The following is a 19,205-nucleotide window of genomic DNA, read 5'->3' on the forward strand; positions in this document are numbered from 1 at the left end:
CCCAGTAGTGCTGAGCGAAAGCAGGTCTATCGGGGCGGGCGATACTGAGGAGGTTTCGGCTATGATGGTGTCACCAACGAACGTAAGTGTGCCACTTATCGCCCCATCGGTTAATGTGCAAACGGAACAGGCCGCGCGTGACAATCGGATCCGCGCCCCTGTGATGCCAACCGTCGAACTGGCTAAAACCAACGCTGAGCGTAAGGTAAAGGCGGATGATAAAAGACGAAAACAGTCGTCATGGGACCCTTCAGAGCATCCAAGCTATGAGGTTGGCACCGAATACGAAACATCGACTTCTTATCAAGAGGAGCAGAAAAGCGAGCTCGAAAGGCTGTTTGACTTGCTCGCTCTCGCCACCTACAGCAAGGATCAAGGTAAAAGCTATACGATGCGGTTTAGGTTACCTAAACACATTATTGATGCTGCGATAACCGAAGGCAAAATGGCGCGCCGGCGAACTGTAATTAAGTACTATTATGGTCACGCGGTTGCACCCAATACGCCTTCTGAAGTGATTGCGGTGTTGTAGGTCGATGAATGCGACTTATCGCGATAAATAAAATCCCCACTTAGGCGTTGGCCGCAGTGGGGATTTGTGTTTTTTGCGGCTCTGATATGAGCGACGCGGTTAGGTGCTTTTCACTGTGATTCGTTTATCCAGTAAGTTATGCATCGCCGCTATTTTTTCGCTTTAGCAAAGGCGGCGGCGAAAGCTCCACCCATCGCAGCGTTTTGTTGTGGCTCTTCACGACGGCGTTGCGGTTGGCTACTATTTTGATGCGAACGCGTGTTGCCACTTGTTGCGCCAGAGCGTTGGCTGCGGTTATCTTGCCCCGGCTCATCGTTTAAGCGCATCGAGAGTGCAATGCGTTTTCGCTGCACATCGACTTCCATCACTTTGACTTTGACGATGTCGCCTGCTTTCACCACTTCACGCGGGTCGGCAATGAAACGATCAGTCAATGCAGAGATATGCACTAAGCCATCTTGGTGAACGCCAATGTCGACAAAAGCACCAAAGTTGGCCACATTCGATACCACGCCTTCCAAAATCATCCCAATTTCCAGATCTTTCATTTCAGTCACGCCGTCAGCAAAGGTCGCGGTCTTAAACTCAGGGCGTGGATCGCGGCCCGGTTTATCGAGCTCTTTGATGATGTCAGTGACAGTCGGTAGGCCAAAATGCTCGTCGGTGTAATCGACGGCGTGTAAGTTGCGCAAAAATTCACTATTGCCGATCAGTGCTTTGATCTCTTTGCTGTTTTTTTCGGCGATGGCTTTCACCACTGGATACGCTTCTGGGTGAACCGAAGAGGCATCGAGTGGATTTTTACCATCCATAATGCGTAAGAAGCCCGCACATTGCTCAAATGCTTTTGGCCCTAAGCGCGCGACTTTTTTCAGTGTAGCGCGTGAAGCGAAGCGTCCATTTTCATCACGATAATCAACGATGTTTTGCGCCAGTGCGTTAGACAAGCCAGCCACGCGTGTTAACAGCGCGGCAGAGGCGGTATTCACATCCACGCCCACCGCGTTGACGCAGTCTTCAACAATCGCATCTAAGCGTTTGGCGAGCATCGACTGGCTGACATCGTGTTGGTATTGGCCCACACCGATCGATTTTGGATCGATTTTCACCAGCTCGGCAAGTGGATCTTGCAGGCGGCGAGCAATCGACACCGCGCCGCGTAGCGACACATCCATATTGGGGAACTCTTTGGCCGCCAACTCAGAGGCTGAGTAGACCGAAGCCCCTGCTTCGCTAACAATGATTTTCTGCACTTTCAGGTTGCCGCGCTTAATGACATCGGCGACAAAAGTATCGGTTTCGCGCGATGCGGTACCGTTGCCAATCGCAATCAAATCGACGTTAAATTGGCGCACCAACTGCTCAACAATTTTCGCTGATTTGTCATGTTGGTTATGCGGTTGATGCGGATAAATCGTCTCGGTCGCCAGTACCTTACCCGTGGCGTCCACTACCGCAATTTTCGAACCCGTTCGCAAACCAGGATCTAAGCCGAGAGTGGCGCGTGGGCCAGCCGGTGCGGCCATCAACAAATCTTTTAAGTTGGTGGCAAACACTTCAATCGCTTCGATTTCGGCACGCTCTTTCATTGCGCCCATCAGTTCGGTTTCCATGTGCATTGATACTTTAATGCGCCACGCCCAACTGATCACTTGTTTGCGCCACCCATCGGCAGGGGCGCTGCTTAAGTGAATGCCATAGTGTTGTGCAATCAGCGTTTCGCAATACGATTGGCGCACGCCCTCTTCTTGCTCTGGGTCGGCATTCATGCTCAAACTTAAAAAGCCTTCATTGCGGCCGCGAAGCATGGCCAATGCTCGGTGTGAAGGCACTTTACTGAGCGTTTCATTATGCGCGAAGTAATCTTTAAATTTCTCCCCTGCTTGCTCTTTGCCTTCGACCACGCGAGAAACCAATTCGGCACTGCGCGTCAAATGGCGGCGCACTTTGTCCAGCAGGTTGGCATCTTCCGCAATGCGTTCCATGATAATGGCGCGTGCACCTTCCAGTGCTGCTTTGATATCACTGATCCCTTTCTCGGTGTTCACATAGTGTGCGGCCTCGGTTTCAGGGTCGGTTTGCGCTTCATTCCACAGCTTGTCTGCCAGGGGTTCAAGCCCTGCTTCAATCGCAATTTGACCTTTAGTACGACGCTTAGGTTTGTAGGGCAAATAGAGATCTTCAAGGCGAGTTTTACTGTCTGCTTGGTTGATCTCTTGTGCTAGCTCGGCGGTGAGCTTGCCTTGTTCTTGAATCGATTTCAGAATGGTTTGGCGGCGATCATCGAGCTCGCGCAGATAGGATAAACGGCTGTCTAAGGTACGCAGTTGGGTGTCGTCTAGCCCACCCGTGACCTCTTTACGGTAACGGGCGATAAAAGGAACGGTGTTTCCGTCATCAATAAGTGTGACAGTCGCTGTCACTTGCTCAAGACGCACATTTAGCTCTTGTGCGATCAATTTGCAGATAGCTTGGCTCATCCGTGGTTTCTCTTTTGTAGTTCAGTAGCACCACCACTCAGGGTGGTTTGAATAGGGTAACTATTGGGGCACGTTAGACTTATTTCTAGTCTAATGGCGCGCTGTTATGAGATTAGTGAGATAACCTTCTACCCGATTGTGCCAAAGAGGTCACGTAACGCGTGTGATTTTGATGTCATTTTTCAGCGTTGGCAGAGCTAAAACCGAAGATGAGTTTGGTGGCTAAAGATAAGCTCAGTCAGTTGGTGCCGAGCGAAAATGACAGTATAGTAGCAAGCCATCGTGATGAATGTATAACCCGCGGCTACCTTGAATGTGCGGCGGTGTGTAATGGGAAAAGATCTTGAAGACCAAACTGATTACCCGTGAGGGCTACAATAAATTAAAGGCAGAGCATGACCATCTTTGGCATGAAAAACGGCCAGAAATTACCAAAATAGTCACTTGGGCTGCAGGCCTCGGGGATCGCTCTGAAAACGCAGACTACACCTTTAATAAGCGTTTACTTCGCCAAATTGATCGCCGAATTCGTTTTTTGAGAAAATTTTTACCGGAAGTGACGATAGTTGATTATTCGCCTCAACAAGAGGGGAAAGTGTTTTTCGGTGCTTGGGTGGAAATTGAAAATGAAGCGGGTGATGTAAAGCGCTTTCGCATTGTTGGCCCAGAAGAGATTTACGGTGACGCGAAAGATTACATCTCCATCGATTCACCGATGGCGCGTGCTCTGTTGAAAAAAGAGGTTGATGACGAGGTGCAAGTGCCCACGCCCACCGGCATCAAAGAGTGGTTTATTAACTCGATTGAGTATGAAAAAGGGCAGTGAACGGAGTATTTGGTTCAAAATATTCCTCGGTCGCTCATTTTTCTCACCTCACTTGCTTCGCAACGCCTCTAACGGTTTTTTCAACACGGCGGGTAGCGAGTAGAGCAGCAGTAGCCGTAGGGCGTGGTTGATCATCACAAACGCGGGTTCCATGCCCAGCAGTAGGGCGACGGCGGTCATCGCTTCTACGCTGCCGGGGACCCAAGCTAAAAGTAATACCACCCAAGATTTATCCAGCAGTAACGCAAACAAGCCAGACACTGCGACGGCGACCAGCAGACCAATCAGTGTAACCATCACACCCGCGCGCGAATAAGCCATGGCTTCGCGCAATGTGGTATCGGCAAGGCGTGCGCCAATCAAAATGCCCAGCAGTGCGGTGGCGAATACCACCATCCATGTTGGAAGTTGTAGCGCAATGCCTGTCGAAAAACTATTGAAACTGGCCGTGACCAGCAGTGCCGCCAACATATAGGGCGCGGGAATGCCGAGCAAGGTCGAGCCTTTGCCCAGCAGTAGACTAAGCAGCGCAAGCGCAAAGAAAATCAACCACGCGTAAATCGTTAAACTGCTCTCAACGGGGGCAACGTCGGGCGTGCTATTGGAGATAAAAAGAGCCAGTAACGTGAGGATCATCAAGCGCACCGAGTGCGAATAAACCACTTTGGTTGAAGGAGTCTGGCTTGATTCGCTGATCACCAAAATCGCTGCCATCGCGCCCGGTACCGCACCGAGTAGAGATTCAAACGGTGACCAACCTTCTCTTTTGCGGAGCCAAAGAAAGCTGCTGGCGATCTGCAAGCTTAAGCAGCAAACCAAACCGATAATCACCGGTAGGGTTAAGGTTTCGCCCAATTGACTTAAACTGATGGTCGCCCCAACGCTGATGCCGAGCACAATTTGCACCGTCAACAATAACCCGTTAGGAACGCGAATGGATAAGAGGTGTTTTTTATGCAGCACAATGACTAAAGCTGCGGCAATAAACATTTCAGAAAGCGGAATGGCGAGCAGGCTTCCCACACTTGCCGCAACAGCTGCGATCACCACAATGTGAATAAACAGAGTAAAAGAAGCTCTTTCGAACATTATGCCTTTCCTTAATAAATTGTGCAGCGTAAATGCCATCGTTCCTCTAGCACTTCACGTTGCAGTGCTTGCGTTTGGCTTTCTCCCGTATCGATATGACCGTCGGGGATGATGATTTAGGCCATCGCAGGGTTTAAACGTGTCCAGCTTACTAACAATAATGCAGCGAATGCCAACCACACCAAAGTGGCACATACCAGTGTGCTGGTGAGAGGTAGCCAATAACTGAAGTAGTATACTGCCAACAGATATGCCGCATACGGGATAAGCGAGTAAAGGCCAAACAACGCGGTGGTGCGCAGGTCTTCCATCGTGCGTTCGGTGCCTACAATGTAATGCGCAATCAGAGCGAAGGTAGGAAACAGCGGTACAAGACCAGCAATAAAAAAGCTTTTGCTTTTAGAGAGCAGGGCGATGATCAACACGGCAAGCGCACCAAGCAGGCACTTGAAAAACAGAGCTGCCATGACATTTCCTTTTGTCAGAATAGATTAAGTGTTGCTCACTATAAATCACTGACAGGTTAACTAGAAATGTTCATTGATGGGTTTGTTATTTTCTATGCAACATTTCTTCAAATCCAAGTAAAATGGCCGCCACTCTTTTTATTCGGCGGCGTGTTGTATCATGCGGCTTGGTTGGGCAAAGATGAAATTAGGAAAACGGCTCACGCAACTAGTACTGCAGATCAACCGCCACTACGATCATATTTGGGATTGCTGCTGCGATCACGGTTTGCTTGGCGCGGCGTTACTGAAGCGCTGTCCAAATAGTGTGGTGCATTTTGTAGATATTGTGCCAGCGTTGATTGAAAAGGTGACGCTTGATTTAACGCGCTATTTCCCTGCAACGGCGTCGTTACCGCGCTGGCGTGCACATTGCCTTGATGTGCGCGATTTGCCGCTTGATAACCATTCTGGCTCGCATCTACTGATCATCGCTGGGGTTGGCGGTGATTTAATGAGTGAATTCATTGCCGCGCTGGTTGAGCGTTATCCGCATCGCTCGTTCGATTTTCTGCTTTGTCCTGTGCATCACGGCTACACCTTACGTGAACAGTTGATGTCACTGGGCGCGAGATTACAACAGGAACAACTGGTGGAAGAGAATCGGCGTATCTACGAGCTGCTAAACGTGCAGATTCATCCGCCTGCAGTACGAGGTAAAGAACCAAAATTACCCCTCCTTAGTTTGGCCGGCGAATCGATCTGGCAAGTGGCCAATGATGAGCAAAAAATGATTGCCCAGCGTTATCTGACGCAATTGCAACAGCATTATCAGCGTAAAGCGCAAGGCGGCGATGTTAGCGCGCAAAAGTGTTGGCAAGCCTATCAGCCGATTAATATCACTTGTCATGGAAATTTTCGCGATGGAAATAGCCCAATAGGCGGAGAATATGAAAGCACTCAATGATCTGAACTTGTTTGTCGAAACCGCACGCCAAGGCAGTTTTTCTAAGGCGGCCAACAGCGTATCGCTGACCACGGCCGCGGTCAGTGCCGCCATTCGCCGTTTAGAAGAGCAGGTGCAGTTTCCGCTCTTTGTCCGCTCGACACGTCATATGCGCTTAACCCAAGAGGGGGAGATTTTCCTCGCCAAAACTCAGACAGCCCTTGCCACGTTGCAAGAAGGGCTCGATCAGATAGCATGCGCGCGCGGTCAACTGGCGGGGAAGCTGCACCTCAGTGCCCCTTCGGATTTGGGGCGCAATTTACTGCTGGATTGGATCGATGAATTTATTGCCTTGCACCCGAACGTCATCGTTAAACTGGATCTCTCCGATCGCTTAGCGGATATGTATGCTCACCCGATGGATATTGCGATTCGTTATGGCCATCCTGCTGATTCCAATTTGGTTGCGATGCCGCTGTGTGAATCAAACGAGCGCGTGTTGTGCGCCTCGCCAGAATATTTGGCAACGCATCCACCTATCCTCCATCCTGACGATCTGCAACATCACAATTGTCTTTGTTATATGCTGGCCGACACGCTGCATAACAAGTGGGTTTTGAGCCGAGAGGGCGAAACGCAGAGTGTGGTAGTGCAAGGAAACCCCGCATGCAACGATGGTGACGTGGTACATCGATTGGCTGTTAAAGGCAAAGGCATTGCCAATAAGTCATTAATGGATATCAGTCAGGATATTATTGATGGGCGCTTAGTACGCATTTTACCGCAATGGGAAAGTGGGCCAGTGCCAATTTATATCGTGTGCGCAGACCGACGTTTGATCACTCCAACCATTCGCGCTTTTCAGGAATTTATTCGTGGAAAAGGCTGCCAGCAACGACAAGCGGTACTGACAGCCATCAAACAGCGTGAGAGTTAATCCCGCATTAGCCAACAAACGTTAGCGGGCGGATTTGTAGGTATTCCAATGCCTCTTGCTCGCTAAGCTGTTGTTGAAAGTGCTGAAAATGCGCACTCTGCTGGTGTTGTTGCAAGCTCTCCTCTGAGCACCAAATCTCCTGCATCAAGAATAACCCGTCAATCGAGTTATCACGATAGAGCTCATATTGGCAGCAGCCTGTTTCGTTGCGGCTCGGTTCAAGCAGCGCTTCAAGCATAGCTTGCACTCGCTCTATTGAGTCGGGAAGGGCTTTGATTTCGGCTAATAAGTGGATCATGGCTTATAACTCAGTAAAGACGGTTTGCTCTGGCCAGCGAGATTTCGGCAGCTTGGCGTTGAAATCTTCTTCGCTGTGGTAACCGAGCGGTACAATTACTAAGCTGGTGAACCCTTTTTCAGTCAGGCCAAATTCTTGGTTGAGCACCTCGGCATCAAACCCTTCAATGGGGACAGCATCAATGCCCATCGCAGCCGCTCCGAGCAGCAGTGTTCCAACATTTAAATAAACTTGTTTTTGCATCCAGTGTTCGGCGTCATTGAGCGTTTCTCGATGCAAGTTAACAAAATAGCTGCGTCCGCCGTGCATGCCTGTTTTCGCTTCTTCATTGGCAAAGCGGCCATCTTTCTCTTCGTTTTCCAGCAGCGTCAATAAGTAGTTATCATCAATATCGGTTTTGGCGCAAAACACCATCACGTGAGACGCATCCAAAATTTTGCGTTCGTTAAAGGAAAATTGACCTTGCGCCGCTTTGGCGATACGCGTTTTGCCTTCCTCGCTAGCCGCCAAAATAAAATGCCAAGGCTGCGAATTGACGCTAGAGGCGCTCATGCGTACCAGTTCTTTAATATCAGCGACTTGCTGTTCAGTCAGTTTACGGTTGGTGTCAAACGCTTTGGTGGAATAGCGCGCTTGCGATGCTTGAACAATATTCATTTTTCCCTCCTAGGGAAGATAACATTCGAGATGGCGCTAAGATAACGGACTGAGTCCAAACAAGAAACCGCCTCTTGCTTAATTCATTTTCAAAAAAAATTTGATAATCCGAATTTGAAAACGCCCTAGCTTGCGGAAAAAGTTAGCACTATCTCATGATATTTCTGAATTAGCGCATACACTTAATGTGTACGGTAGATCATCATTAAGGGATATGGTCACTCACTAAGCGTTAATGATTGTCTAATATATTCAAAAGGTTGCTTTGGCCGGAGAGTATGCATGACGGAGTGTAAGTGCATTTGTTGGTTTATTCTCTTTTCTCTTCCCATCCACTCGGCGTGGGCGGATATTGACTACGGGCCTGCGCAAAGCTATGTGCAATCGCCACTGCATACCAATAGCCTTTCTGCACAACTTCGCTCCGGCTTTTCGATGCAAGAGGAAGAAGTGGAGCTCTATACCAGCGCGACTATCGCCAGCATTTGGGCGATCACTCCCCACTATAGTTTGGATTATTACCAGAATCAGCTTGCAATGGGCGGTAAATGGCAGCTCACTTCGAAGTGGCAGGTTGAGTTTAATTATCGTTGGAACTTTGCTGCCAATAATCATTTAGATGGCTTAACACTTGCTTTTCATGACTGGTTTGGCATTGATCAAAATGGGCGTGAGGATGTCGATAACGATCGCTTCATCATTCAAATGCCAGAGTACGGCATTGATCAGGAAGCGTTCCGAGGCGAGACATTGAGCCGTGCGTTGACCAGTTATTTACAGTACCAGCTGGTGGATAAGTCTCATCACGGTTTGTCATTGGGAGTTTCACTCTATTACAACGATCCATACCATGGAATATTCAACCTGTCTGAGTTTGAACAAGCGGTGCAGCTTAATTATGGCTACCGAAGAGGTAAGCATGCACTTGATACGCTGTTGGCTATCACCTTTCGCAACCCGACCAATGTACCAGGCCAAACACAGTATCATTCGAGCACTTGGTCGATGGGTACCAGTTATCGATATCAGTGGTTAGAACGCCATTATCTGATTGGGCAGGTCTCATTCTATCAAGGCCTTTCAACGGGGGAGGATGACTTTTCTAAACCATCGACCGAGTTTATTTTGGGGTATCGTTATCAAATGAGCCATTCAGCGATTGAAGTTACTGTGGTCGAGAATATGTTTAATGCCAATAACAGCACCGATATTGCCTTTGGTTTAGGCTATCGCTATCGTTTTGGCCGCTTTGATAAAGAGCCGAACTGACAAACGATGTCATCCGCTTAGTGTCTAACAACGAAGCGCGACAAAAGACATAAACGTTAACAATTCTTTGCATGATTTTAGCCGCAACGGTGTTACATTTTACTCGCTCGGTTTGATATTGGCTGAAGCTCAGAATTAGGTGGGATCTCAGATGCAAGAAAACTATAAAATTTTAGTGGTGGATGATGATGCGCGTTTACGTGCATTGCTTGAGCGTTACTTGTCAGAGCAAGGTTTTCTGGTGCGTAGTGTCGCCAATAGCGAACAGATGGATCGCCTGCTCACTCGTGAAAACTTCCACTTAATGGTGCTTGATTTGATGTTACCGGGTGAAGATGGTTTGTCTATTTGCCGCCGCTTGCGTAACGCCAATAACATGTTGCCGATTTTAATGCTGACCGCTAAAGGCGACGAAGTGGATCGTATTGTTGGCTTAGAGGTGGGTGCGGATGATTACCTGCCCAAACCGTTTAACCCGCGTGAACTACTGGCGCGAATCAAAGCCGTGCTACGCCGCCAGGTGATTGAAGCCCCCGGCGCGCCAAGTGCTGAAGAATCGGTGGTTGAGTTTGGTGAGTTTCGCTTGAATTTAGGTACCCGCGAAATGTTCCGTGGTGATGAGCCAATGCCGCTCACTTCCGGTGAATTTGCCGTATTGAAGACCTTAGTCACCAATGCGCGTGAGCCGATGTCGCGCGATAAGTTGATGAATATGGCAAGAGGGCGTGAATACTCCGCAATGGAGCGCTCGATTGATGTGCAAATCTCGCGTTTACGTCGCATGCTTGAAGTGGATCCAAGCAAACCACGCTACATACAAACGGTGTGGGGCTTAGGTTACGTCTTCGTTCCAGATGGTAAAGAGTCTTAAATTTCAATCAGCTCCTGTCGGTTAACCCACAGGAGCTTTTTTGTCGCCTTTTTGATAGTACGTTCATAGCGGGTTTTCCTATGCGCATTCGCAGTTCCTTTACTCAATCGATTTTGCTCTTCTTTTCATTGCTGATCGCCAGCCAAGTGTATTCTTATTACGCCGTATTTAACTATGCTTTGATGCCCAGTTTGCAGCAGTTCAATAAGATTTTGGGCCATGAGATCAACCTAATGCTGGATGATGCGGCGAACAATACATCGAAGCTGGGAATGGACGCCTTACAGCGCCGCCGAGTGTTAGAACAGTTGGGTGTCACTATTCATGGTGAAGAGAGTGAGATGGCCCAAGAGTATCACGATGCCATCAGCATTGATTTGATGAGCGAGGAGATGAGCAATGAGCTCGGCTCGCCGACCGATGTGCGGATGATTTTGGGTAAAGAGAGTTATATTTTATGGATGAAAGTGGACTCTTTTCCGGGGTCATTAATACGCATCCCTCTCTCTGAGCTGCAAAAAGAGGATTTTGCGCCACTATTTCACAATAGTTTGGTGATGGCGTTATTGATCGTCTTAGGGGGATGGCTGTTTATTCGTCTGCAAAATCGTCCTTTAATTGCCTTAGAAAAAGCCGCCAAAGCCGTTGGCCGAGGTGAGAACCCGCCACCATTGCCACTCAAAGGCGCTTCTGAAATTCGCGCGGTGACGTTGGCGTTTAATCAAATGTCGAAAGGGATCCAAGCACTTGAAGAGGATCGCTCATTATTGATGGCGGGGATCAGCCACGACTTACGTACGCCGCTGACTCGTATTCGCTTAGCCACGGAAATGATGTCTCCAGAAGAGAGTTATCTCGCCGAAGGGATCATCAGTGATACGGAAGAGTGTAACGAGATCATCAGTCAGTTTATGGACTACCTTAAACCCGTCAATAAACAGACCTTTACCGCCGTTGATCTCAATGAGATCGCCAATGATGTCGCCACTGCCGAAGGGGGCTACGAGATCAAAATCGATGTCGCGCTGCATTTACCAATGCAGCCAGCCTTTGGCAATGCGATCGCCATTAAACGCGCGGTGAGCAACTTAGTGGTGAACGCCATTCGTTATGGTAATGGTTGGGTTAAGGTGAGTACGGGCAGTACCGCAGATAACAAAATGGCTTGGGTTTGTGTGGAGGATAATGGCCCGGGTATTGATCCTAGCCAAGTGAGTAAAGTGTTTGAACCTTTTACGCGTGGTGATACGGCGCGCGGCAGTGAAGGCACAGGGCTTGGTTTGGCGATAGTGAAACGGATTGTTAGCCAGCATCATGGCAGCGTTGTGGTGAGTAACCGCAGTGAAGGTGGACTCAAAGCGCAACTGAGCTTCCCGACCAAATAGGGGCTTATTCACTCAATAACACAATGGGCTCAGTTGAGCCCATTGTGTTTACGGTTTATGCCTTTTCGGCTGCTGACCGAAGTTTTTGGGCACATCCATGTAATCAGTTGGTTTTGAGCTCTTCGAGTTCTTCTTCTTCGCGTGGCAATTTTTCTGGCAGTAGCAAGTTGAGAAAAATGGCGGTGATACCGCCAGCCGCTACGCCGGATGAAAAAATGCTCTTAATGAACTCGGGCATAAATTGCAGAATCTCTGGCTTTTGCGCAATGCCTAACCCCATCGAAAACGACAGTGCCATGATTAAAATCGCGCGGCGGTCGAGATCCACACGGGAAATAATACGCACACCCGCGGCTGCAATGGTGCCGAACATGACGATGGTTGCACCGCCAAGTACCGGTTCAGGAATCAATTGTACAAAGCTTGCCACGCCCGGGAACAGGCCGAGCAACACCAACATGGCGGAAATAAAGTAACCCACATAACGGCTGGCAACCCCGGTGAGCATAATTACGCCATTGTTTTGGCTAAAGGTCGAGTTGGGAAAACTGTTAAAGACCGCCGCCAGCGCGGAGTTCAAACCATCAGCCAGCACACCACCTTTAATACGCTTCATGTAAATCGGCCCTTTGACAGGCTCGCCCGACACTTCAGAAGTGGCGGTGATATCACCAATCGCTTCCAATGCGGTGATCAAGAAAATCAGTACCAGAGGAATAAAGAGTGACCAATCAAAACCTAAACCAAACTGCATAGGTATTGGTAGGGCAATCAGGGCAGTCTCACTCAGTGAATCAGTGTTCACCATCCCCATCAAGTAGGCCATGATATAACCGACGAACATCGCAATCACAATCGATGCTACGCGAATGTATGGGTTACTTGAGCGGTTGAGCAGCACGATAAGTCCAAGCACGGTTCCCGCCAATGCCAGTTTGTCTAAGCTGCCAAAAGTGCCATCGCTGAGCGCAGCATAGCCGCCACCCATAGAAACTAAACCAACTTGTACCAGTGTTAAGCCTATCAGGGTGACCACAATGCCCGACACCAGCGGCGTGATCACGCGGCGCGCGTATTGCAGCACTCGTGATAATAGGATTTCAGCAAAAGAGGCGACTAAAATGGTGCCAAAGATCGCCGCCATCATAGTGCTGATATCTGCACCACCCGCTTTTAATGACAAACCTGCGCCAATAATTGGCCCAAGAAAGTTAAAACTGGTGCCTTGGATAGAAAGTAAACCGGAGCCAATCGGGCCAATGGTACGGATCTGGATAAAGGAGGATAAGCCAGATGCAAACAGCGACATGCTGATGATGGTGTTAGTCTGTTCGGCAGAAACACCAAGTGTTTGGCAAATAATGAGCGAAGGGGTGATGACCGCAACAAACATGGCTAGCAAATGTTGTAAAGCGGCGAAAATGGTTTGGGGTAGCGGTGGCCTATCGTTGAGTTGATAAACCAAATCAGACTTACGCGAAGCGTTGTGGATAGTCATACTGTTTTCCTAATGGTGCGTTGTTGTCTTAGCGTTCGCTGAGTGGGAGCACTAAGTGGAGCAGACACGTCATCTGTGATTGCTGTTAATCAGAATCTGCTCGGACTGGATAAGTGAGTAGTTCACTAAAAAAATTGGCGAAATTATAGAGGGTTTACGCAAGAAAGCAAACGTTTGCTTTGCTGTGTAAGGGAGAGGGGAATACAGAACGAACAATCTTATGCTTTGGCGTAGATGTCCTTCTCTCCTAACCAGCGATCGATAATGGCGGTCGCGTGGCTTGGATAATGGTCGTGTAAGTAGCGAGCAATGCGCTGTACTTCAGGAATTAAACGTTGGTCACGGACTAAATCCGCAATTTTGAAATCCGCGAGGCCGGTCTGTTTGGTACCAAGCAGCTCACCCGGACCGCGAATTTCTAAGTCTCGCTGAGCAATTACGAAACCGTCATTGCTCTCACGCAGTACGCCCAAGCGCTTTTGCGCGGTTTTCGATAGTGGTGCATGGTAGAGTAATACGCAATGACTGGCGACAGAGCCTCGCCCTACGCGGCCGCGTAATTGGTGCAACTGCGCTAAGCCCAAACGCTCAGGGTTTTCGATGATCATCAAGCTCGCATTCGGCACGTCAACGCCAACCTCAATCACCGTTGTGGCAACCAGCAAGTGCAGTTCATTGTTTTTAAAGGCTTGCATCACCGCTTGTTTTTCGCTTGGCTTCATTCGGCCATGCACCAAACCGATTTTGACATCGGGCAGAGTGCGTTGTAGTTCTTGCGCTGTGTCGGCGGCGGCTTGCGCTTCTAGCACCTCAGACTCATCAATCAAAGTACAGACCCAATAAGCCTGTTTTCCTTCACTCAAACAGGCATGACGTACGCGCTCGACGATATCATCACGCTTTGTATCTGGGATTGCGACAGTTTGAATGGGCGTTCGTCCCGGTGGCAGTTCATCAATAACGGAGGTTTCTAAATCAGCGTAAGCAGTCATCGCTAAAGTTCGTGGGATCGGCGTTGCGGTCATGATTAACTGGTGCGGATACGCGCCTTGCTTCGCCCCTTTCTCACGCAGTTCTAAACGCTGGTGGACACCAAAGCGGTGTTGTTCATCAATGATGACGAGCGCAAGGTGATGAAATTCAACTTGTTCTTGGAAAAGAGCGTGAGTACCCACTATCATTTTTGCCTCACCGCTGGCAATGCGAGCCAGTTCTGTTTCTTTCGCTTTGCCTTTTAATTTACCCGCCAGCCAGCCGACTTGGATGCCCATTGCTTCAAACCAGTTGGCAAAGTTAATTGCGTGCTGCTCGGCCAGCAATTCCGTCGGTGCCATTAATGCTACTTGATAGCCATGTTCGATAGCACGTGCGGCGGCTAATGCAGCGACTAGGGTTTTCCCTGAGCCCACATCACCTTGTACTAAACGCATCATGGGGTGAGCTTGTGCCAGATCGGCTTCGATCTCTGTCACAACACGTGTTTGTGCTTTAGTGGGAGAGAAAGGCAGTTGTGCAAGCAGTTGTTGTTTGAGTGTGCCAGACCCAGCCAGTGGCAATGCGATATCTTGCTGGCCTTGATGGCGTACAGCCAGCATGGAGAGGTTTTGCGCCAACAGCTCTTCCATAATTAGGCGAACCTGCGCCGGATGTTTCCCCTCATCAAACAGTTGCAGGTTAATGCCCGGTGGCGGCCGGTGAATGATGTGCAGCGCTTCAGAGAGCGTAATTTGGTGATCATACAACCCGGCAGGTAGCAATTCTTGTACGGCGGCTTTGTCGAGTAAACTTAATGCTTGATCAGTGAGTGTGCGTAGCGTGAGTTGGCGCAGGCCATCGGTTGTTGGGTAAACGGGTGTTAAGTTAGCTTCGACATCTGGCTGTTGCTGAGGAGCATAAAATTTATAATCAGGATGAACAATTTCAAGGCCGAATCCACCACGTTTAATTTCACCGTAAGCGTGCACTAACTTACCTTCAGTGAAATTGTTTTTCATCCCAGCAGTAAAGTTAAAAAAACGCAGCGTAATGGTGCCGTTACCATCGCTTATTTTTACTGTGAGCATTTTGCGTTTGCCAAAAACCGTATCCACCGCCATGACTTTACCTTGCACGGCGGCCCAAAGCCCGGGATGCAATTTAGCGATAGGGTAGATCCGTGTGCGGTCCTCATAACGTAAAGGGAGATGGAACAGCAGATCTTGCACACTGATTAAGCCAACCTTTTCCAGTTTTTCAGCCACTTTAGCGCCCACGCCAGAGAGTGAGGTGAGAGGAATCGCGGACAGTAGCTGTGACATAACAGGGCTCATTAACAGTATCGTTATGTATTATTCAACCATCGAACTGTTTTTTTGTACAGCATAAAATCATGTAATGGTCGATAAGCGGCAGGCCATCGGCTAATTTGAATAGTGACGCCTAAAATGCAAGATGGGGGTAGGGTATCGGAAAATAAAAAACCCCATGAGTGGTTAGCCGCAAGGGGTTTTATTTGTTTGGATAGTTTAATTTTTCCGGCGTCGCACTTTCAGTGCATGAGGCATCACACGAATTTTTTTCATGATGTTTGCTAAGTGAATGCGATCTTTGGTGGTCAGCAGCACAGTAACAGTATACAAACGTCCATCACGCTCCTCGGTGGAGAGGCCATGAATGTTGGAACCTGTTTTCGAGATTACATTGGTCAGTTCCGCTAACGCACCTTGGTGGTTTTGCATGTCCACTTTCAGTTCGGTGATGAACTCTTGGGCGTAATCTTTAGACCACTCAACCGCCATGTAACGATCCGGCTCTTTTTGGTAGCCACGAACATTAGGGCAGGTTTCACGGTGCACCACTAAACCACGGCCCGGAGATACATGCGCAATGATGTGATCGTCTGGAATGGGGTGGCAGCAGTTAGCAAACGTGAGCAAAATACCTTCAGCGCCGCGGATCGGCAGTTTCTTTTTCGGTTTGCCATCATTGCTTTCCACTTCGGTCAGCTCATCAGCATCGCCAAGCAGACGACGCGCAATGACAATACTCATCAGTTCGCCTAAACCAATCGCGGCCAGCAGATCATCGACCGTGGCCATTTTAAGCTCACCAATCACATGCTTAATGTTCTCGTCACTGATGTCACTGAGTGAAAGATCACCCAGCGCGTGATTGAGCAAACGTCTACCAAGTGTGATCGATTCCTCACGGCGCATGGTTTTAAGCACTTGACGTATCTTAGTACGAGCGCGAGACGTGACCACATAGTTGAGCCAAGCGGCATTAGGGCGAGCCCCAGGTGCGCTGATGATTTCAATCGTTTGGCCGTTTTTCAGTGATTTACTTAACGGATAAGGGTTTCGATCAACACGAGCTCCAACACAGGTATTACCGACATCGGTGTGTACCGCGTAGGCAAAATCAACCGCAGTTGCCCCGACAGGCAGCTCAACGATGCGGCCTTTGGGGGTGAAGACGTAGATTTCATCAGGGAAAAGATCCGACTTAACGTTCTCAATAAACTCAAACGAGTTGCCAGCGCTTTGTTGTAGCTCAAGTAGGCTTTGCATCCAGCGCTGTGCTTTAATTTGCGCGGTGGTGCCAGTGCGTTCGCCATTACCTTTGTAAGACCAATGAGCAGCAACACCTTTGTCGGCCATCTGTTCCATGTCTTCAGTGCGGATCTGCACTTCAACTGGGACGCCGTGTGGGCCGACCATCGAGGTATGCAAAGATTGGTAGCCGTTCGCTTTGGGCACGGCGATGTAATCTTTCATGCGCCCCGGGCGAGGTTTGTACAAGCTATGAACTTGGCCTAATGCACGATAACAAGTGTCTGCAGTGTCGACCACGACTCGAAAAGCGTAGATGTCCATAATGGTGTGAAAGCGCTGCTCTTTGGTTTTCATCTTGTTATAGATGGAGAACAGGTTCTTTTCACGGCCGACCACGCGTGCTTTCAAACCGAAATCTTGCAAGCGGCCTTCAATTTCACTGTGGATGCGTTGGATCATCTCTTTGCGGTTACCGCGAGCGGATCTTACCACTTCTTTCAATACGCGATAACGATTTGGGTACAATGCTTCAAAGCCAAGCTCTTCTAGCTCAGTCTTGATGTTATGAATCCCTAAGCGGTGAGCAAGAGGCGCGTAAATCTCTAACGTTTCACGGGCAATACGACGCTTTTTATCCGGGCGCAATGCGCCAAGGGTACGCATATTGTGTGTGCGGTCAGCAAGTTTGATGAGAATAACGCGAATGTCTTGCACCATTGCCAGCACCATCTTACGAAAGTTCTCGGCTTGGGCTTCTTTACGATCACGAAATTTCAACTTGTCGAGTTTAGAAACCCCGTCTACCAATTCCGCCACGGCGTGACCAAATTGCGCTTCAAGATCGTCTTTAGTGACATCGCAATCTTCGATGACATCATGTAATAACGCTGCTTGTAGCGTTTCCAAATCAAGGCGCATATCAGCCAAAATTCGAGAAACCGCAACAGGGTGAATGATGTAAGGCTCGCCGCTAGAACGGGTTTGCCCTTCATGGGCTTCACGTGCGACCACATAAGATTGACGCAGAGCCTCAATTTGAGGCTCTGTTAGGTATTCTTGGACAACGTCTTTAAGGCTATCAAATAGATACAAATTATAGGCCCGGAAGGTTGTTGAATTTGAATGGCAGAATTAACGGTTGTGAGCGATGCTGCTTACGGCGGCCAATTCTGCGGCTTCTTGCTCTTTCTGCTCTTGGCGCTCACGAGCATCAAGCACATCTTTCGTGATAAGACCTTCTTCGATTTCGCGCAGAGCGATAACGGTTGGCTTATCGTTCTCTTCTGGCACCAATGAATCTTTACCGCCAGTTTGCATTTGACGAGCGCGGCGAGCCGCAATCAGAACTAGGTCGAAACGATTGCCCACTTTTTCAACAGCGTCTTGAACAGTTACGCGTGCCATGAGAACTCCAAATAGTTAACTAAAAATTTTTAAATGACGAGAAAGTATACAGTCTAATCTTTGTTTATACTAGCGATAGACTTTGCCTTGTTTGAGCGGGTGATTATTCCGCCAGTAGCGCGTTGAGCATGCTGTTATATTTAGCAGCTTGCTTGTCTTGCTTCAATCGTTCAGCACGTAAAATAGCTCTGAAATCCATTAATGCCACATCGAAATCATCATTTATGATGACATAGTCGTATTCGGTGTAATGCGAGATTTCAGCTTGAGCTTCATTCATACGTTTAGCAATGACGGCTTCGCTGTCTTGACCACGAGCATTCAAGCGGCGTTCCAATTCTTCTTTTGAAGGAGGAAGGATAAACACACTTTTTGCATCCGGCATTTTGTCGCGTATTTGACGCGCGCCTTGCCAGTCAATATCAAGAAAAACGTCAATGCCTTTGTTGAGGTTATTTTCAATCCATACCTTAGAGGTGCCGTAGTAGTTGCCAAATACTTCAGCATGTTCGAGAAATTCACCTTTAGTAATCAACTCTTCAAACAGCTCTTTTTGCACAAAATGGTAGTGAACACCATCTTGTTCGCCCGGGCGCATGCCGCGTGTGGTATGTGAAACAGAGACTTTCATCGCATAGGTTGGGTTGGTTTCCAACATCGCAGAGATCAAGCTTGATTTGCCTGCACCACTGGGTGCAGAGACGATATAAAGAGTACCTTTGCCCATCTGTTCTGTTCCACGTTAGGTTAGGATTGAATACTGATATTTGCGTCTATCAGCATGTTAAAAGATAGCACTGACCCAGAGAGTTTCATCCTAGAAAATGAAAATAAGGCCAGAAAAAATGGAGGCGAAGAGTAGCACGTTCCCATGGATGTCTACAACAAAAAGGTCGGCCTTTAGCTGTGAAAGGGGAATTTTAAAACGGTGATATTTTCTTCAATGGGTAGACGTTTGCTCTTATTTCAAGGCTTGTCGAGGGGGTTTATTGCTGTATAATCGCCCGCCGCTGAGCTCGTGATTTGAATATGAT

General features: G+C 48.6%; 18 protein-coding genes. 7 read left to right on the forward strand and 11 right to left on the reverse strand.

Annotation, left to right across the window (positions count from 1 at the left end):
* Positions 1-61 precede the first annotated feature (61 nt).
* Positions 62-532 (forward strand): hypothetical protein, encoded by a 471-nt coding sequence (locus tag B9J87_RS00630; RefSeq protein WP_026027513.1) that lies wholly within the window; start codon positions 62-64, stop codon positions 530-532.
* 149 nt (positions 533-681) lie between these two features.
* Here B9J87_RS00630 and B9J87_RS00635 read toward each other — a convergent pair whose 3' ends face one another.
* Positions 682-3,012 carry a Tex family protein gene (locus B9J87_RS00635; RefSeq protein WP_094149172.1) on the reverse strand — a complete coding sequence of 777 codons (2,331 nt, stop codon included), beginning with the start codon at positions 3,010-3,012 and terminating at the stop codon, positions 682-684.
* A 343-nt stretch (positions 3,013-3,355) separates the two neighbouring features.
* Between B9J87_RS00635 and greB the strand changes: the two genes are divergently transcribed.
* Positions 3,356-3,838 carry a transcription elongation factor GreB gene (greB, locus tag B9J87_RS00640; protein WP_010319306.1) on the forward strand — a complete coding sequence of 161 codons (483 nt, stop codon included), beginning with the start codon at positions 3,356-3,358 and terminating at the stop codon, positions 3,836-3,838.
* Between the two features lie 48 nt (positions 3,839-3,886).
* On the opposite strand, the gene B9J87_RS00645 is transcribed toward greB, so the two are convergent.
* The 3 genes from B9J87_RS00645 to B9J87_RS00650 are packed head-to-tail and all read right to left on the reverse strand — an operon-like array spanning position 3,887 to position 5,394.
* Positions 3,887-4,927 (reverse strand): AbrB family transcriptional regulator, encoded by a 1,041-nt coding sequence (locus B9J87_RS00645; RefSeq protein WP_094149173.1) that lies wholly within the window; start codon positions 4,925-4,927, stop codon positions 3,887-3,889.
* 11 nt (positions 4,928-4,938) lie between these two features.
* A complete protein-coding gene (locus B9J87_RS17970) occupies positions 4,939-5,043 on the reverse strand; it encodes an NUDIX domain-containing protein (protein ID WP_158513716.1) in 105 nt (34 codons plus the stop codon).
* Positions 5,044-5,394 carry a GlpM family protein gene (locus tag B9J87_RS00650; protein WP_017048724.1) on the reverse strand — a complete coding sequence of 117 codons (351 nt, stop codon included), beginning with the start codon at positions 5,392-5,394 and terminating at the stop codon, positions 5,044-5,046. It lies immediately after the preceding gene.
* A 181-nt stretch (positions 5,395-5,575) separates the two neighbouring features.
* Here B9J87_RS00650 and B9J87_RS00655 point away from each other — a divergent pair, with 181 nt between their 5' ends.
* A complete protein-coding gene (locus B9J87_RS00655; RefSeq protein WP_254918082.1) occupies positions 5,576-6,340 on the forward strand; it encodes a tRNA (adenine(22)-N(1))-methyltransferase in 765 nt (254 codons plus the stop codon).
* Positions 6,324-7,256 carry a LysR family transcriptional regulator gene (locus B9J87_RS00660; RefSeq protein ID WP_013855415.1) on the forward strand — a complete coding sequence of 311 codons (933 nt, stop codon included), beginning with the start codon at positions 6,324-6,326 and terminating at the stop codon, positions 7,254-7,256. The genes B9J87_RS00655 and B9J87_RS00660 overlap by 17 nt, the downstream gene beginning before the upstream one ends.
* Positions 7,257-7,263: 7 nt before the next feature.
* Here B9J87_RS00660 and B9J87_RS00665 read toward each other — a convergent pair whose 3' ends face one another.
* Both B9J87_RS00665 and nfsB read right to left on the reverse strand, forming a co-directional pair.
* Complete coding sequence (locus B9J87_RS00665) at positions 7,264-7,554, reverse strand: putative quinol monooxygenase (RefSeq protein ID WP_013855414.1); 291 nt, start codon at positions 7,552-7,554, stop codon at positions 7,264-7,266.
* Between the two features lie 3 nt (positions 7,555-7,557).
* Positions 7,558-8,211: an oxygen-insensitive NAD(P)H nitroreductase gene (nfsB, locus tag B9J87_RS00670; RefSeq protein ID WP_088731492.1), complete on the reverse strand. Its 654-nt coding sequence runs from the start codon at positions 8,209-8,211 to the stop codon at positions 7,558-7,560.
* Between the two features lie 282 nt (positions 8,212-8,493).
* Here nfsB and B9J87_RS00675 point away from each other — a divergent pair, with 282 nt between their 5' ends.
* The 3 genes from B9J87_RS00675 (at position 8,494) to envZ (ending at position 11,736) form a co-directional block, all read left to right on the forward strand.
* Complete coding sequence (locus B9J87_RS00675; protein WP_094149175.1) at positions 8,494-9,480, forward strand: DUF3187 family protein; 987 nt, start codon at positions 8,494-8,496, stop codon at positions 9,478-9,480.
* 151 nt (positions 9,481-9,631) lie between these two features.
* Complete coding sequence (ompR, locus tag B9J87_RS00680) at positions 9,632-10,351, forward strand: osmolarity response regulator transcription factor OmpR (protein WP_010319303.1); 720 nt, start codon at positions 9,632-9,634, stop codon at positions 10,349-10,351.
* 80 nt (positions 10,352-10,431) lie between these two features.
* A complete protein-coding gene (gene envZ / locus B9J87_RS00685) occupies positions 10,432-11,736 on the forward strand; it encodes a two-component system sensor histidine kinase EnvZ (RefSeq protein WP_017043535.1) in 1,305 nt (434 codons plus the stop codon).
* Between the two features lie 103 nt (positions 11,737-11,839).
* On the opposite strand, the gene B9J87_RS00690 is transcribed toward envZ, so the two are convergent.
* The 5 genes from B9J87_RS00690 to gmk all read right to left on the reverse strand — a co-directional run bounded on the left by B9J87_RS00690 (position 11,840) and on the right by gmk (position 18,898).
* The gene (locus B9J87_RS00690; RefSeq protein ID WP_094149176.1) at positions 11,840-13,234 is read right to left on the reverse strand and encodes a uracil-xanthine permease family protein; all 1,395 of its coding nucleotides are present in this window, start codon (positions 13,232-13,234) and stop codon (positions 11,840-11,842) included.
* 218 nt (positions 13,235-13,452) lie between these two features.
* Positions 13,453-15,531, reverse strand: coding sequence for an ATP-dependent DNA helicase RecG (gene recG, locus B9J87_RS00695; RefSeq protein WP_094149177.1), 2,079 nt, complete (start codon positions 15,529-15,531; stop codon positions 13,453-13,455).
* A gap of 207 nt (positions 15,532-15,738) precedes the next feature.
* Positions 15,739-17,859 (reverse strand): bifunctional GTP diphosphokinase/guanosine-3',5'-bis pyrophosphate 3'-pyrophosphohydrolase, encoded by a 2,121-nt coding sequence (spoT, locus tag B9J87_RS00700; protein WP_094149178.1) that lies wholly within the window; start codon positions 17,857-17,859, stop codon positions 15,739-15,741.
* A 39-nt stretch (positions 17,860-17,898) separates the two neighbouring features.
* Entirely contained in the window at positions 17,899-18,171 is a 273-nt protein-coding gene (rpoZ, locus tag B9J87_RS00705) for a DNA-directed RNA polymerase subunit omega (RefSeq protein WP_013855406.1), read from the reverse strand.
* A gap of 103 nt (positions 18,172-18,274) precedes the next feature.
* Positions 18,275-18,898 (reverse strand): guanylate kinase, encoded by a 624-nt coding sequence (gene gmk, locus B9J87_RS00710; RefSeq protein WP_017044367.1) that lies wholly within the window; start codon positions 18,896-18,898, stop codon positions 18,275-18,277.
* Positions 18,899-19,205: the final 307 nt, after the last annotated feature.

Origin of the sequence: Vibrio sp. V19_P1S1T109, assembly GCF_002241375.1 — a bacterium.
In the GTDB taxonomy this organism is placed as follows: Bacteria; Pseudomonadota; Gammaproteobacteria; order Enterobacterales; family Vibrionaceae; genus Vibrio; species Vibrio anguillarum.

What these genes read in the sequence shown, in the direction of transcription:
- nfsB (WP_088731492.1), bottom strand. Translation starts at nt 8,211, where the DNA reads ATGAATATTGTTCAAGCATCGCAAGCGCGCTATTCCACCAAAGCGTTT.
- B9J87_RS00635 (WP_094149172.1), bottom strand. Translation starts at nt 3,012, where the DNA reads ATGAGCCAAGCTATCTGCAAATTGATCGCACAAGAGCTAAATGTGCGT.
- B9J87_RS00665 (WP_013855414.1), bottom strand. Translation starts at nt 7,554, where the DNA reads ATGATCCACTTATTAGCCGAAATCAAAGCCCTTCCCGACTCAATAGAG.
- rpoZ (WP_013855406.1), bottom strand. Translation starts at nt 18,171, where the DNA reads ATGGCACGCGTAACTGTTCAAGACGCTGTTGAAAAAGTGGGCAATCGT.
- B9J87_RS00645 (WP_094149173.1), bottom strand. Translation starts at nt 4,927, where the DNA reads ATGTTCGAAAGAGCTTCTTTTACTCTGTTTATTCACATTGTGGTGATC.
- B9J87_RS00650 (WP_017048724.1), bottom strand. Translation starts at nt 5,394, where the DNA reads ATGGCAGCTCTGTTTTTCAAGTGCCTGCTTGGTGCGCTTGCCGTGTTG.
- B9J87_RS00675 (WP_094149175.1), top strand. Translation starts at nt 8,494, where the DNA reads ATGACGGAGTGTAAGTGCATTTGTTGGTTTATTCTCTTTTCTCTTCCC.
- recG (WP_094149177.1), bottom strand. Translation starts at nt 15,531, where the DNA reads ATGTCACAGCTACTGTCCGCGATTCCTCTCACCTCACTCTCTGGCGTG.
- B9J87_RS00655 (WP_254918082.1), top strand. Translation starts at nt 5,576, where the DNA reads ATGAAATTAGGAAAACGGCTCACGCAACTAGTACTGCAGATCAACCGC.
- B9J87_RS00660 (WP_013855415.1), top strand. Translation starts at nt 6,324, where the DNA reads ATGAAAGCACTCAATGATCTGAACTTGTTTGTCGAAACCGCACGCCAA.
- gmk (WP_017044367.1), bottom strand. Translation starts at nt 18,898, where the DNA reads ATGGGCAAAGGTACTCTTTATATCGTCTCTGCACCCAGTGGTGCAGGC.
- envZ (WP_017043535.1), top strand. Translation starts at nt 10,432, where the DNA reads ATGCGCATTCGCAGTTCCTTTACTCAATCGATTTTGCTCTTCTTTTCA.
- B9J87_RS00630 (WP_026027513.1), top strand. Translation starts at nt 62, where the DNA reads ATGATGGTGTCACCAACGAACGTAAGTGTGCCACTTATCGCCCCATCG.
- B9J87_RS00690 (WP_094149176.1), bottom strand. Translation starts at nt 13,234, where the DNA reads ATGACTATCCACAACGCTTCGCGTAAGTCTGATTTGGTTTATCAACTC.
- ompR (WP_010319303.1), top strand. Translation starts at nt 9,632, where the DNA reads ATGCAAGAAAACTATAAAATTTTAGTGGTGGATGATGATGCGCGTTTA.